A 13,943-nucleotide genomic window follows, 5' to 3' on the forward strand; every position below is an offset into this window, starting at 1 on the left:
TTTCCGGCCGGAAAGACCGCCCACCGGCGGGGCTACGGGGATGCTCTCAGTGCCGGTGATTGTGACCGGCGTGGTCGTGGCCCGCGTGGTCGTCCTCGTCCTCGTCCTCATCCGAGGGGCCGTCGGAGGGCTCGACGCCCAGCACGGCCTCGCGGGGCTCGATCTGCTCGACGTGCTCGATCAATCCCAGGACGTGGTCCGGCTCGATCAGCCACTGCAGCGCCGTGGCGCCGGTCTCGTCGGCCGAGACCAGTTCGGCCTGCTCCTTGCGCTCGTCGTCGTCCAGGTCGGCGTCAGGGTGGTTGATCTCCTTCAACGCGGCGGCCTGCAGGGAGGCGATGTCCTGCACCTCCACGGTCAGCTCAACAGTCAGACGCAGATAGCGTTCAGTGCCCGATTCATCACTCATGGTGGAAATCCTAGTGCCTGGTGAGGGTCGGACAGGGCCTGGGACCTGCCCGTTGGATCTTTTGCCCGCTGCTCCGCGCCGTAAGATCCGCGGGACGCGGCTAGGGGAGCTTCCACTCCACGGGGGTCGCGCCCTGCTGCTGGAGAAGCTCGTTCGTCTTGCTGAACGGGCGGGAGCCGAAGAAGCCGCTGCGGGCCGACAGGGGGCTGGGGTGGGCCGACTCGATGGCCGGGATGTTGCCGAGCATCGGGCGCAGGTTGCGGGCGTCGCGCCCCCACAGGATCGCCACCATCGGCTGCTCGCGTGCGACGAGGGCCTTGATGGCCTGCTCGGTGACCTCCTCCCAGCCCTTGCCCCGGTGCGAGGCGGGCTTGCCCGGCATGACGGTGAGCACCCGGTTGAGCAGCAGCACGCCCTGCTCGGTCCAGGGGGTCAGGTCGCCGTTGCTCGGCATCGGCAGCCCGAGATCCTCGGTGAGCTCCTTGTAGATGTTGCGCAGGCTGGCCGGGATCGGGCGTACGTCTGCGGCGACGGAGAAGCTCAGACCGATGGGGTGACCCGGCGTGGGATACGGATCCTGCCCCACGATCAGCACCTTGACCTGGTCAAAGGGCTGCTGGAAGGCGCGGAGCACGTTGGCCCCGGACGGAAGGTACTGCCTGCCCTCCGCCACTTCCCTCCGGAGGAACTCGCCCATCTCGGCGATCTTCTCGGCAGCCGGTTCCAGGGCCTCGGCCCACCCGGCTTCCACGACTTCATTCAAGGGACGTGCGGCCATGTGCAGGACCCTATCGATGTTTTAGGCCCGGTACGGCGTGTGCCGGAAATCAGCGCGCGCCGCACCGGGCCTGCCCCTGGCTCTACTTCACCGAGCCGGCCATCATCCCTTGGACGAAATACCTCTGGAAGGCGAAAAAGAGGATCAACGGGATGATCAGCGACAGGAAAGCGCCTGGCGCAAGAATGTCCACGTTGGTCCCGAATTGCCGCATCTGGGATTGCAGGGCCTTGGTCATCGGCTGGTTCTCGGTGTTGGCGAAGACCAGGGCGACGAGCAGGTCGTTCCAGACCCAGAGGAACTGGAAGATGCCGAGCGAGGCGACCGCGGGCTTGGCCAGCGGGAACACCACGGTCGAGAAGATCTTCCACTCGCCGGCACCGTCCATGCGCGCCGCCTCGAGCAGCGAGCGGGGGATGCCCGCGAAGAAGTTGCGGAGCAGGAAGATGGCGAACGGAAGCCCGAAGGCGACGTGGAAGAGGACCACGCCCGCGATGGAGCCGAAGATGCCGACCGTGCCGTAGAGCTTCGCGATCGGGATCAGCGCGATCTGGATCGGCACCACCAGCAGGCCGACCACCACGAGGAAGAGCGCGTCCCTGCCGGGGAACTCCATCCAGGCGAACGCGTACGCCGCCATGGCCGCGATGCCGATCACCAGGAGCGTCGCGGGCACCGTGATGAACACGGTGTTCCAGAACGACGCGGTGAACCCGCTCGCCAGCAGGTCGGAGTAGCTCTTGAGGGTGAACTCGGCGGGTTTGACAAGGGCGGTCCACCAGCCGGTGGAGTTGTTGGCCGTCTCCTCGCGGAGCGAGACCACGAACAGTCCGAGGGTCGGGACCAGCCAGAAGATGCCGATCAGCACCAGCACCGCCTGGACCAGGCCGCCGCCGATCCGGTCGACGACGCGGCCCGCCGCGCTGCGCGGTGGAGCGCCGAGGGTGGAGGTGGTCACTGGTTGTCCCTCCTGAACCGGCGGATGTTGAGAATCATGAAGGGCAGCACGAGGATCAGCAGGAAGATGGAGAGCGCGCTGCCCAGCCCCTGGTTGCCTCCGCCGCCGAAGGAGACGCGCCACATCTCCAGCGCGATCACGTTGGCCTGCGGCTGCACCGATCCCGGCGCGATGACGAAGACCAGGTCGAAGACCTTCAAGGTGTTGATGATCATCGTGACGAACACGACGAGCAGCACCGGGGCGAGCAGCGGGACGGTGATCCTGCGGAACACCTGCCACTCGGTGGCGCCGTCGATGCGGGCCGCCTCGAGCGCGTCGCGCGGGATGGCCGACAGGCCCGCCGCGATCAGCACCATGGAGAACCCGGCCCACACCCAGACGAACGCTCCGATGATCGCCGGGGTGATCAGGGTCGGTCCCAGCCAGGAGATCCCGTTGAAGGCCGCCTGGAAGTTCGACTGCGGCAGCCGCACCTGGTAGTCGCCGGGAGCGAGGCCGGTGAAGCGGAAGGTGCCGTCGGCCTCGGTGCGGGCGGTGGCCTTGACGGCGCCGTCCCGCACCGCCTCCACGGTCACCCCGACCAGCCCCTTCTCCGTCGGATCCACCTGGTTGACCGCTCCGCCGCCGCCCTGGGCGAAGTCCACCCACACCGTCCCGGCCAGCTCGCCGGGACCCGGCTGGGCCGCCTTCGCCGGTGCGGCCGAGGCGAGGGCGTCCGGCTTCACGCCGACCAGCGGGACGAGCACCGCCTGCCCGGGGGCGGCGGGCCCCCTGCTCACCACCGCGCCCTGCTGGGCGATGACCGGTGCCTGGTCGTTCTCCCTGGGACGGGCGTCGGGATAGCCCTGGTCGGAGCCGAAGAGGCCGGTCACCGAGGTGATCACGGCGTTGGCTACGCCCCGGTCGGGGTCCTGCTCGTACACCAGGCGGAAGATGACGCCGGAGGCCATCAGGGAGACGGCCATCGGCATGAACACGATCAGTTTGAAAGCCGTGGCCCAGCGGATCCGCTCGGTGAGCACCGCGAAGATCAAGCCCATCACGGTGACCAGGAGCGGGGCCACCACCACCCAGATCAGGTTGTTCCTGATCGTGACCAGGGTGGCGGAGTCGCTGAAGATCGTGGCGTAGTTCTCCGCGCCGACGAAACCGTCGCCGTTGGCGTCGTAGAGGCTGCGGAAGATCGAGTAGATGATCGGGTAGATCACCATCACGCCGAGCAGGAGCGCCCCCGGCAGCAGGAACCAGATCGCCATGCTCGGCGGCGGTCCCAGCCGGGTGGCCCTCTTCGCCTCCATCGGCGCGGTGCCCCCGGCGGGGGCGGCGGCTGGGGAGGTGCGGACCTCGGTGCCGGCGTCGGGCGCCGGTCGCCGGGTGTCGTCAGGTCCGGGGGAGGACCCGCCGGCGGTGTCGCCGTGCGGGCCCTGCGGGCCGTCTAACCGGTCGGTCACGGCCTGTCTCCCTTACTTCCAGGCTTTCTTGGCCTCGGCCTCGAGCTTGGCCTGGATGCCCTTGACGTCCGAGGGGTCGCGGACGAAGTCCTGCAGGAGCTTCCACTGGCCCTTGCCGTCCGTGCCACCGAAGGCGCTCGGCGCCAGGTCGGACATGTCGTAGCGGACCGCGTCGCCGGCGGAGATGATCGTCTGGGCGAGCTGCTTGGTCAGCTCGGCGGGGTAGTTGTCGGGCGAGACGTTGCGGTTGGGGGAGAGGTAGCCGGGGAGCTTCGCCCAGATCTCGCCGCCCTCGACGGAGGCGAGGAACTCCAGCAGGGCCATCGCGCCCTCGGAGTCCTTCATCACCACCGCGATGTCGCCGCCCAGCACGACCGGCTCGGTGTCACCGGCCTTCGGGAACGGGAAGTACTTGGCCTCCTCGCCCAGCTTGGCGCCCGACTCCTCGGCGGTGGTGCCCACGAAGTCGGCCTCGATGACCATGGCGGACTTGTCCTGGCCGTAGACCTGGGTCACGCAGGTCGGGAAGTCGGTCTGCAGGGCGCCGGAGGAGCCGCCGAGCAGGAACTCCTTCTTGCCGACGAGCTGCCCGATCTTCTCCAGCGCGCCGGTCACGCTGGGGTCGGTCCACGGGATCTCGTGGTTGGAGAGCTTGGTGTAGTTCTCCGGGCCCGCGCTGGACAGGTAGACGTTCTCGAACAGGTCGGTCAGCGTCCAGCCGGAGGCGCCGCAGAGGGAGAACGGCGGGGTGCCGGAGTCGGCGATCGTCTGGGCGGTCTTGATCAGATCGTCCCAGGTGGCCGGAGGCTGCGCCCCCGCGTCCTGGAACGCCTGGTCGCGGTACCAGATGAGCGACTTGTGGGCCGCCTTCACCAGCACGCCGTAGGACTGGCCGTCCGCGGAGCCGAGCTCCTTCCAGTACGGGGTGTAGTTGTCGTCGATCTGCTTCAGGACCCCGGCGGTGAGCGGCTTGAGCGCCTTCTGGTCCGCGTACTGCTTGACCAGGCCCGGCTGGGGCAGGATCGCGACGTCCGGCGGGTTGCCGCCCTGGATGCGGGGACCGAGGTAGGCGCCGGTGTCCTCGCCGGTAGAGGCGTAGATGACCTTGGCGCCGGTCTTCGCCTCGAACGCCTTGAGCACTTGCTCGAAGTTGGCCTGCTCGGGGCCGGTCCACTTGGCGGCGACCTCGATGGACACCCCGTCGAGGGTCTTGGCGGCGGGCGCGGACGAGCCACCGCTCCCGGCCGGTGCCGGAGTGGCCGACCCGCCGCCGCACGCGGCGAGTGCCAGGGCGAGTCCCGCCGTGGTCACCGCTGCAATGGTTCTGCGCATGCTGAACAGACCTCCTGAGATGTCAAGGTTTTGGAACAGGGGGATGTGAGGACGTACAAGCAGCCGAGATGGGGATGACGGCTCCTGCCAGGGGGTACCCCGGCGTCAACGAGCCCGAATGATCTCGTCGAGCTGGTCTCTCATGGAGGCGACAACGTCGTCGCCGGCCTCCTCGAAGGGTGGGGTGAGCGCATTGGAGACCGCGCTGGCGATCACCAGGCTCACCTGGTTGTAGTTGGCACCCGCCGGTCTGGGCCGGGCGGAGAGGATGCTCTGCTTGAGGACCGGCAGGTAGGGGAAACGCTTGATCAGGGCGGGGTCGTCGTACAGTTCGGCCCACACGGGCGGGAACGAGCCGTTGGTGAGCACCTTTCGCTGGTTCTCCAGGCCGGTGAAGTAGCGGATGAAGTCGGTGGCCGACTTCTGCCGCTTGGAGAAGGCGCTCACCGCGAGGTTGTAGCCGCCGAGCGAGCCGGTGCCGGGGCCGTCGAGGCCGGGCAGCCGGGTCACCCCGAACTTGCCGGCGACCGCCGAGGTGGTGGCCGGTCCGTAGGCGTGCGGCCAGTTGCGGGCGAAGGCCAGCCGTCCCTCCTCGAAGGCGAGCTGTGCCTCGTCCTCTTTGAAGGAGAGCGACTCCTGCGGGATCCAGCCCTCCCGGAACCCGTCCACCAGGAAGTTCAGGCCGGCCTTCGCCCTGGCCACGTCCATGGTCACCTTGGTGCCGTCCTGGCTGAGGATCTGCCCGCCCGCCGACTGCACGGCCTCGGTGAAGTTGACGGTCAGGCCCTCGTAGGCCAGGAACTGGCCGGCGTAGCCGCCGATGCCGTACCTCTCGTGCAGAGTGCGTGCCTGCGTGCGGAGTTCCTCCCAGGTCTTCGGCGGTTTGAAACCCTGCTTGGCCAGCAGGTCCTTGCGGTAGTAGAGCAGCCCGGCGTTGCTGGTGTACGGCACGGCCCAGAGCTTGTCCCGGTAGACCGCCGTGTCGACGACCGGTGGCAGGAACCGGTCGAGCGGGAACATCGAGCGCTCCAGCGGCAGGATCCAGCCGGCGTCGGCGAACTCCGCGGTCCAGATCACGTCCAGCCCGATCACGTCGTATCGGTCGCTTTTGGCCTGGAGGTTGGCGACCATCTGCGCCCGCTGCTCGTCGGCCGCCTCGGGGAGTTCGAGCAGGGTCGCCCGCTCCTCGGGGTGGGTCTGGTTCCAGCGATCGAGCAGCGGCTGCAGGTAGGCGGTCGCGGGGCGCCCGATCACCAGGGTGAACGGGCCGGTCCCGCCGAACCGTTCGCCCTCCCGCTCTCCGGCCGCCGAGCAGCCGGCGACGAGAAGCACGATGAGCACGACGGGGATGAGTCGACGCACCGTGGCCTCCCGGTTTCCGGCTGATTACATACATGTTAGGTAGATGCATGTTATGCATGGCGATAACATCGTCGTCAACGGATAAACCCGTAACGCTCACGTAACGAGCTCTCCGAGGAGGTGGGGCGTGCGGCTGATGCTGCTGGCGCTCCTCGCGAAGGAACCTGCCCACGGCTACGAGCTCAAACAGGCGCTTGAGCAGATCTTCGGGAGCGCCTACCCCTCACCGAACATCGGGCAGATCTACGTCACGCTCGGCCGCCTGGAGAAGGACGGTCTGGTGCGCGCGGTGGACGTCGCGCAGTCCAACCGGCCGAACAAGAAGGTCTACCACCTGACGGCCGCGGGCCGCGACATCCTCGACACCTGGGTGGACGAGCCCACCGAGGGGCCCAGGGTCAGGGACGAGTTCTTCATGAAGCTCGTGCTGGCCCCGATGACCGGCATCGCCGACAGGATGGCGATGATCAACCGCCAGCGCCGGCACTACCTCGGGCTCATGCGCGACCTCAACGAACTCGTGGAGCGGACCGATCCGGGCAATCGTGTCGCGCTCCTGCTGGTCGAGGGGGCCATGCTGCACCTCCAGGCCGACCTTGAGTGGCTCGAACGCTGCCAGGAGGAGTTGAGTTGACGTCCCCCGTGGTCGACACAGTCAATCTTGTCAAGATCTACCAGGACGGCGGGGTGCCGGTGCCCGCCGTGCGGGGGGTCGACCTGCGGGTGAACGCGGGGGAGTTCGTGGCGGTCATGGGGCCGTCGGGGTCGGGCAAGTCCACGCTGGTCCACATGATCGGTGGTCTGGAGGCCAGGACCAGCGGCGAGATCTGGCTCGACGGGCAGCGGGCCGACACGCTGAACGAGAGCGCCTGGGCGCTGCTCCGCCGCCGGAAGATCGGCTTCGTCTTCCAGTTCTTCAATCTCGTCGCCAACATGACCGTGGCCGACAACGTCGAGCTGCCCGCGCTGCTGGCCGGGGTCGGCGCGCGCGAGGCCCGCCTGCGCCGCGAGTACCTGCTCGGCGAGCTCGGCCTGACCGCGCGTGCCGACGCCGCGCCCGCCCAGCTGGCCGGGGGCGAGCAGCAGCGGGTCGCGCTGGCCCGCGCGCTGGCCAACAAGCCGAGCCTGCTGCTCGCGGACGAGCCCACCGGCAATCTCGACAGCCGCAACACCCGCGACGTCCTGCGCCTGCTCGGCGAGGTCCACCGCGAGGGCCAGACCGTCATCATGGTCACCCACGACGCCCGGGTGGCGAGCCTGGCCGACCGGGTGGTCTCCCTGCTGGACGGTCAGATCGTCGACGACGGCGGCGCCGGCCTGGTCCGCCGCCGTCCCAGGGGTAGCGCGGGCGACGTCGTCGAGCTGAGAGGCTGACCGATGCCCCTGCCGCCGGGGACCTTTCGACCCGTGCTCCCGAACGCCGCCGGGTGGGCCGTGCGGACCCGGATCCGGGGGGCGTCGCGGTGAGCACCGCCCGAGCCTCCTTCAGATGGATCCGGGCCGACCTCAGGGCACGCAGAGGGCAGGCGCTGCTGACGGTGCTGGCCGTGGCGGGGATCGTCACGGCGCTGATCACCTCCGCGACCCTGCTTGAGGACGGCACCAACCCGTGGCGCGGCCTGTTCGCCGAGTCCAGGGGCGCGCACGTGTGGATACACACCAGGGACGCCCCCGAGGTGGCCGCGCTGTCGAGGCTCCCCGGCGTGGTCCAGGTGGCCGGTCCCTACCGGTCGGCCCCGGTCACGCTCACCCTGGACGGGAAGAAGTCGCCGGTGGCGCTGCGCGAGATGTCCGCGACGCCGCCGAAGGTCGCCGTCCCGCTGATCCGCGAGGGGCGCCCGCTCCGCCCCGGCGACACCGACGGCGTGGTCGTCGAGCGCTCCTTCGCCAGGGCGCTCGGCCTGAGGGTGGGCGGCCCCTTCCTGGTGACCGGGCTCAACGGCGCCACCCACCCGCTCATCGTGGTCGGCCTGGCGGACAGCGCCGACCAGGGCTTCTATCCCGAGTGGACGCCCGGCCTGGCCTGGACGCTCGCGCCGGTCCTGGCCAGGGTCGAGCCCGCGCTGGGCCGCAGCGAGTCGGTCACCGGGCTGCGCCTGGCCGACGGCGAGGCCACGCTGCCCGCCGTCCACGGTGCCGTCACCCTCCTGGAGGGGCAGATCCAGCGGATGTCCACCTGGCGCGAGGTCCGCGCCTCGATGGAGCTGGACAACCGGCTGCTCGGCCTGCTGCTCGCGCTGTTCGGCATCACCGGGCTGGTCGCCGCCGCGCTCGCCATCGCCAACGCGGTGGGCGGCCGGGTGCTGACCCAGACCCGTGACATCGCCACCCTCAAGTCCCTCGGCTACACCCGGGGCCAGGTCTTCGGCGTGCTGATGGCCGAGCACGGTGCGCTCGGGTCGCTCGGCATCGTCATCGGGCTCCTCTGCGGTCAGGTCGCCGCCTCGTTCGTCCTGGACGGGGCGCCGATCCTGCCGCTCTCGCCGGGCCCGCTGCTCGCCATCGCCGGCGGCACCGCCGCGGTGGTCTGCGTGGCGGTGGCCCTGCCGGCCTGGCGTGGCGGGCGCACCCCTCCGATCCCCGCGGCCCCCGCGGCGCCGCTCCGGGGGCACCTGTCGCACCTGGCGCGGCTGGCGCTGCTGCTGCGGCTGCCGCCCGCCCTGGTCCTGGGCACCCGTGACGCCTTCACCCGGCGGGTCCCGGCGTTCCTGAGCATCTTCGGCGTCGCGATCCCGATGATGATGATCACCATCGGGCTCGGCTGCTGGGCCACCCTGGACGACTTCCTCCGCCACCCCGAGCAGGTGGGCCAGGCGGCGGCGCTCACGGTACGCCCGGACGAGCTCCCTGCGGACGAGGCCCTCAGGATCGCCAGGGCCGACCCCGGGGTGCTGGCCGCCTATCCCGGCGCCGAGGTGCTCGCCCTGGAGCCCGAGCAGACCAGGAGCGTGCTGACCCGCGCCGCGGGCACCTCGGCCGAGCCGTACCCGTTCTCGGTGGTCGAGGGCCGGATGTACGCCGCCAGGGGAGAGGCGGTCGCCGGGCAGGGGCTGTTCGACCTGCTGGGGGTGCGGATCGGCGATCGGGTCCGGCTGACCGTGGGCGGCACCCCGCTGATCGTGCACCTGGTGGGCCGGGTGGTGGAGCCGGACCAGGACGGGGAGGTGCTCTCCTTCGGCATCGACAGCCTCGCGGCCAAGGACGCGGTACCGCCGCAGTTCTACAGCCTGGTGCTCAGGCCGGGCGCGGACCCGGTCGAGGTCCGGGCGCGGCTGCTGGCCGCCTCGGGAGAGGCCCTTGAGGTGCACCGGGTGGTCAACCCGGCGGAGCGGCTCGCGATCATCCGGGTGGTGATCGTGGCGCTGATCGGCGTGCTCGCCCTGCTGGGCCTGGCCAACCTCCTGACGGCCGGTGCCCTGGGCCTGCGCGACCACGCCTTCGACCTCGCGGTGCTCAAGGCCATGGGCCTCACGCCCAGACAGGTGGCCGCCACCCTGGTCACCGGGACCGGCCTGCTGATCGTGCTGGGCGCGGTCGCGGGCACCGCGGCCGGGGCCTCGCTGGTCAGCGGGCTGATCGACCTGCAGGGCCACACCAGCGGCGTCGGCGCCGGCATCGGCCGTACGCCCTCGGCCCTGACGCTCGCCGTCGCGGTGCTCGTCGCGGTCGGCTCCGCCCTGCTGGTGACGCTGATCCCGGCGGCCCGCGCGGCCCGCGCCCAGGTCCCGGTAGCGGCCAGATAGCCCCGGGACACGCGTCCCGGGGCTATCTCGAAAGCCGTCCTCAGGGCTTGAGCGAGAACCAGTAGAAACCGTGACCCGGCAGGGTCAGCAGGTACGGCAGGGCGCCCACCGCGGGGAAGTGCACCCCGCCCCTGGCCTCGACGGGGGTCATCCCCGCGAAGCGGCGCAGGTCGAGCTCGACCGGCTGCGGATACTTCGACAGGTTGTTGACGCAGAGCATCAGGTCGTCCCCGTCCTCACGGACGAAGCTGAGCACCGCCGGGTTGCTGGACCACAGCTCGTTGTAGACGCCGGTGCCGAAGACCGGGTGTTCACGGCGGATCGCCAGCATGTTCCTGGTGAAGTGGAGCAGCGAGGCGGGGTTCCGCTGCTGCGCCTCCACGTTGACCGCCTGGTAGCCGTAGATCGGGTCCATCACGGCGGGCAGGTAGAGGCGTCCGGGATCGGCCGTGGAGAAGCCCGCGTTGCGGTCCGGGCTCCACTGCATCGGGGTGCGGACCGCGTCGCGGTCCTCCAGCCAGATGTTGTCACCCATGCCGATCTCGTCGCCGTAGTACATGACCGGGGAGCCGGGCAGCGAGAGCAGCAGCGCGGTGAACAGCTCGATCTGGTCGCGGTCGTTCTCCAGCAGCGGGGCGAGGCGGCGCCGGATGCCGAGGTAGGCCCGCATGCGCGGGTCCTTGGCGTACTCGGAGTGCATGTAGTCGCGCTCCTCCTCGGTGACCGTCTCAAGCGTCAGCTCGTCGTGGTTACGGAGGAAGATGCCCCACTGGGCGCTCTCGGGGAGCTTCGGGGTCCGCGACATGATCTCGGAGATCGGCTCGCGGCTGCCCCGCCGCACGCCCATGAAGATGCGCGGCATGAGCGGGAAGTGGAAGGCCATGTGGCACTCGTCGCCGCCGACCGCGGGGTCACCAAAGTACTCGACCACGTCCTCGGGCCAGCCGTTGGCCTCGGCCAGCAGCACCCGGTCGGGGTAGAGGCGGTCGACCTCGGCGCGGACCTTCTTCAGGTAGGCGTGGGTCTCCGGCAGGCCGGAGCAGTCGGTGCCCTCGCGCTCGAAGAGGTAGGGCACCGCGTCGAGGCGGAAGCCGTCGATGCCCAGGTCCAGCCAGAAGCGCAGGACCTCCAGCATGGCCTCCTGGACCGCCGGGTTCTCGTAGTTCAGGTCCGGCTGGTGGTGGAAGAAGCGGTGCCAGTAGTACTGCTTGCGGACCGGGTCGTAGGTCCAGTTGGACTCCTCGGCGCCGATGAAGATGATCGGCGCGTCGGGGTAGCCGGTCGGGCTGTCCGACCAGACGTAGAAGTCGCCGTACGGCCCCTCGGGGTCGTGCCGGGACGCCTGGAACCAGGGGTGCTTGTCGCTGGTGTGGTTCATCACCAGGTCGGTGATGATGCGCAGGCCCCGCCGGTGCGCCGACTCGATCAGCTCCACGAAGTCTCCGAGATCGCCGAAGTCCGGAAGGATCTTCATGTAGTCGGAGATGTCGTAACCGCCGTCACGCAGGGGGGACTCGTACAGCGGGAGCAGCCACAGGCAGTCGACGCCGAGCCACTGGACGTAGTCCAGCTTCTCGATGAGGCCGCGCAGATCACCCGTGCCGTCGCCGTTGGAGTCCTTGAACCCGCGGACCAGCACCTCGTAGAAGACCGCGCGCTTGTACCACTGGGGGTCGGCCGAGACGAAGTCCTCGGCGACGGACTCCGGGGAGGGGGAGGGGAGGGGGGATGGATTCATCGTGTTCTCGCTCACGGTGATAAAGGGCAGGACGAAGTCACCGGATGCTCCGGCTGATGATGTTTGGTGACCGCGCCGGCGGGAGCCGTCATCCCCACGAGCTCCATGGCCACGGACGGGCCGAATTTGTGATTCGGGGCCATCCGTTGTGGCGCTTTCTGGGCCGAACACTACCAGCCGAGTGAACCCCTCGAAGCCCCCTTGGCGTGGTACGTCGCCCCCGCCCCACGGAATCGCGGCGCGCATCGCGCCATGCCCGCGTAATCGCCGCGTCGCTTACTGTTTTCCTGCCTGAAACACGACACGCCCCAACGTGGTGACCTCGGCTTATGCCCGCGGACCCGGTCGGGGCGCGCGCGGTGCGGCGGGGACGCGCTCCGGCGTTCTCGAAGGGGTGGCCGGGCCCGATTCCGGGGGCGCGCGAAAACTCCGCGGGGCCGTGTGGTAGGGCCCCGGCGGGGGGAGGGCGTCAGGAGGTCAGTTCCAGGGCGGGCTGAGGTCGGGGAGGCGGTCCTGGTAGTCGCCGAGCCAGGCGCCGAACAGCACCAGGCCGCGCACCCAGAAACGGTCGTTCCAGCCGTTGAACCGCGTCAGGCCGTCGGGGCCCTCGGCGATCACGGTGTGCAACTGCTCGGAGAGCAGCGAGGGCACGGCGTCGGCGACGAGGGTGAGCATCCGGTGGCCGTACTCCCTGGCGGGCGCGGCGGCCGAGCGGAGCGGGACCCGCGCCAGTGGCTGCTTGACCACGTTGGTGGAGGGCAGCGCGGCCACGCGCGGGTTGGCCGCGTACAGCAGCTCGCGGTAGAAGCGCCCCTGGTCCTTGCGGTTCACCCCGACGGAGAGCGCCGCGTCGAAGAAGTCAGGGTGCATGAACGGCGCCGTGAACGAGACCTCGGGGCCGACCAGGTTGACCGGGGAGCGGGCGATGCCCCGCGCCGTCCTGGTGTGCAGGACCGACAGCGGCAGCTCCGCCCGGTGGCCGTTGAGCATGGAGGTCGACTGGGTGAAGGCGTGCCCGACGCTGTCGGTGATCCACTCTTGCGCCCGCTCCGACAGGAAGGGCGTGGAGGGGGAGCCCAGCGCCAGCGAGCCGAGCAGCGCGGCCTTGCGCTCGGCCTGGTTGGCGGCCTCCAGCGCGGCCCCGCTGACCATGAAGTTCTTCAGCAGCGGCCCCCCGGCCAGCCCGTCGACCAGGGTCCGCCCGGCCCGGTGCACCTCGCGGGCGAAAGGGGTGTACCAGGCGTGGTGCGGGGTGAGGAACTCCAGCCGCCGCGCCGCGGCCAGCGCGTCGTCGGGATAGGCGGCGGCGTCCTGAGGGATCACCCGGTGGCGCACGCCCAGCTCGTGGGTTATCGCCTTGGCGAAGACGATGTCGGTGTCGGTGCCGTCGTCGGGGCTGGTCGTCCACGACTCCACGTCGGCGCCGCGGGCCACCGCCACCGAGCAGAGCAGCCGCGAGTCGTAGCCGCCGCTGACCGGTACGAGCAGCGGGCGCCCGTCGAGTTCCTTGTAGACCTCGTGCAGGATCTCCAGGATCTCCCCGGCGGTCCTTCCCGCCTCGTACGGTTCCTCGCGCAGCCACCGGGGCAGCATCCGCTCGACGGAGATCCGGCCCGACGCCCGGTCGAAGACCAGCGCGCTCGCCCCGGCCAGCCGCTTCACCTGCGTGTACGGGGTGTCGTCGCGCAACGGGAAGGTGAGCTGGATGATCGAGGCCCAGGCGTCCCAGTTGATCTCGTACGGGGTACGCGCCAGGGAGAGCAGCGGTTCGAGCAGCGAGGAGAAGTAGAGCGCCCCGCCGCGGAACAGGTAGTAGACGTCCACGAGGCCGAGGCCGCCGGCGTGCAGGGTGATCCGCTCGCCGTCGTCGATCAGGCCGGGCGTCTCGTAGGTCTCGGCCACGGTGATCCATTGTGCGTTCCACGGTGTGTTCGACGGTGCCGCCCCGCCGGGCTTGCGCTCCCCCCAGGCGAAGGCCCAGCCGCGCTCGTCCCGCCGGTAGGGCGGCAGCGGGGAGGAGCTGAACAGGGCCGCGTTCTGGCTCTGGACGGCGGGTCTGACCCGCGGTCCCGCCCCGCGCAGCGTCTCCAGGACCGCCTCGTCGAGCTGCCCGATGCCGCCGCAGACGTACGGCCTCACATTGAACGTCGGCCACTGCACCGTGCTGAC

The 13,943-nt window shown here is 70.1% G+C and carries 11 protein-coding genes; 3 read left to right on the forward strand and 8 right to left on the reverse strand.

All coding sequences use genetic code 11. From position 1 onward, the window contains the following. Positions 1 to 46: 46 nt before the first annotated feature. The 6 genes from ABZU75_RS05480 to ABZU75_RS05505 form a co-directional block, all read right to left on the reverse strand. Entirely contained in the window at positions 47 to 409 is a 363-nt protein-coding gene (locus tag ABZU75_RS05480) for a hypothetical protein (RefSeq protein WP_350924586.1), read from the reverse strand. Positions 410 to 509: 100 nt separating this feature from the next. Beyond that, the gene (locus tag ABZU75_RS05485) at positions 510 to 1,187 is read right to left on the reverse strand and encodes a uracil-DNA glycosylase (protein WP_355549802.1); all 678 of its coding nucleotides are present in this window, start codon (positions 1,185 to 1,187) and stop codon (positions 510 to 512) included. 82 nt (positions 1,188 to 1,269) lie between these two features. Then, complete coding sequence (locus ABZU75_RS05490) at positions 1,270 to 2,145, reverse strand: carbohydrate ABC transporter permease (RefSeq protein ID WP_355549804.1); 876 nt, start codon at positions 2,143 to 2,145, stop codon at positions 1,270 to 1,272. Continuing rightward, on the reverse strand, positions 2,142 to 3,599 hold the full coding sequence (locus tag ABZU75_RS05495; RefSeq protein WP_355549806.1) for an ABC transporter permease subunit: 1,458 nt from the start codon (positions 3,597 to 3,599) through the stop codon (positions 2,142 to 2,144). Before ABZU75_RS05495 ends, ABZU75_RS05490 begins: the two co-directional genes overlap by 4 nt. 12 nt (positions 3,600 to 3,611) lie before the next feature. Next, positions 3,612 to 4,931 (reverse strand): ABC transporter substrate-binding protein, encoded by a 1,320-nt coding sequence (locus tag ABZU75_RS05500; protein WP_355549808.1) that lies wholly within the window; start codon positions 4,929 to 4,931, stop codon positions 3,612 to 3,614. Positions 4,932 to 5,036: 105 nt separating this feature from the next. Further along, complete coding sequence (locus ABZU75_RS05505; protein WP_355549810.1) at positions 5,037 to 6,293, reverse strand: ABC transporter substrate-binding protein; 1,257 nt, start codon at positions 6,291 to 6,293, stop codon at positions 5,037 to 5,039. A 136-nt stretch (positions 6,294 to 6,429) separates the two neighbouring features. Here ABZU75_RS05505 and ABZU75_RS05510 point away from each other — a divergent pair, with 136 nt between their 5' ends. The 3 genes from ABZU75_RS05510 to ABZU75_RS05520 all read left to right on the forward strand — a co-directional run bounded on the left by ABZU75_RS05510 (position 6,430) and on the right by ABZU75_RS05520 (position 10,036). After that, a complete protein-coding gene (locus tag ABZU75_RS05510) occupies positions 6,430 to 6,927 on the forward strand; it encodes a PadR family transcriptional regulator (protein WP_355549962.1) in 498 nt (165 codons plus the stop codon). Then, positions 6,924 to 7,667, forward strand: coding sequence for an ABC transporter ATP-binding protein (locus ABZU75_RS05515; protein ID WP_355549812.1), 744 nt, complete (start codon positions 6,924 to 6,926; stop codon positions 7,665 to 7,667). Before ABZU75_RS05510 ends, ABZU75_RS05515 begins: the two co-directional genes overlap by 4 nt. Before the next feature lie 89 nt (positions 7,668 to 7,756). Beyond that, entirely contained in the window at positions 7,757 to 10,036 is a 2,280-nt protein-coding gene (locus tag ABZU75_RS05520) for an FtsX-like permease family protein (protein ID WP_355549814.1), read from the forward strand. 40 nt (positions 10,037 to 10,076) lie between these two features. Here the strand turns inward: ABZU75_RS05520 and treS are convergent, their stop codons facing one another. Together treS and ABZU75_RS05530 are read right to left on the reverse strand one after the other, a co-directional pair. Further along, a complete protein-coding gene (treS, locus tag ABZU75_RS05525; protein ID WP_355549816.1) occupies positions 10,077 to 11,774 on the reverse strand; it encodes a maltose alpha-D-glucosyltransferase in 1,698 nt (565 codons plus the stop codon). Positions 11,775 to 12,251: 477 nt separating this feature from the next. Further along, positions 12,252 to 13,934 (reverse strand): asparagine synthetase B family protein, encoded by a 1,683-nt coding sequence (locus ABZU75_RS05530; RefSeq protein WP_355549818.1) that lies wholly within the window; start codon positions 13,932 to 13,934, stop codon positions 12,252 to 12,254. Positions 13,935 to 13,943: the final 9 nt, after the last annotated feature.

The sequence above is a fragment of the Streptosporangium sp. NPDC005286 genome, assembly GCF_040607515.1.
GTDB lineage: Bacteria > Actinomycetota > Actinomycetes > Streptosporangiales > Streptosporangiaceae > Streptosporangium.

What these genes read in the sequence shown, in the direction of transcription:
- ABZU75_RS05480 (WP_350924586.1), bottom strand. Translation starts at nt 409, where the DNA reads ATGAGTGATGAATCGGGCACTGAACGCTATCTGCGTCTGACTGTTGAG.
- ABZU75_RS05485 (WP_355549802.1), bottom strand. Translation starts at nt 1,187, where the DNA reads ATGGCCGCACGTCCCTTGAATGAAGTCGTGGAAGCCGGGTGGGCCGAG.
- ABZU75_RS05500 (WP_355549808.1), bottom strand. Translation starts at nt 4,931, where the DNA reads ATGCGCAGAACCATTGCAGCGGTGACCACGGCGGGACTCGCCCTGGCA.
- ABZU75_RS05510 (WP_355549962.1), top strand. Translation starts at nt 6,430, where the DNA reads ATGCTGCTGGCGCTCCTCGCGAAGGAACCTGCCCACGGCTACGAGCTC.
- treS (WP_355549816.1), bottom strand. Translation starts at nt 11,774, where the DNA reads ATGAATCCATCCCCCCTCCCCTCCCCCTCCCCGGAGTCCGTCGCCGAG.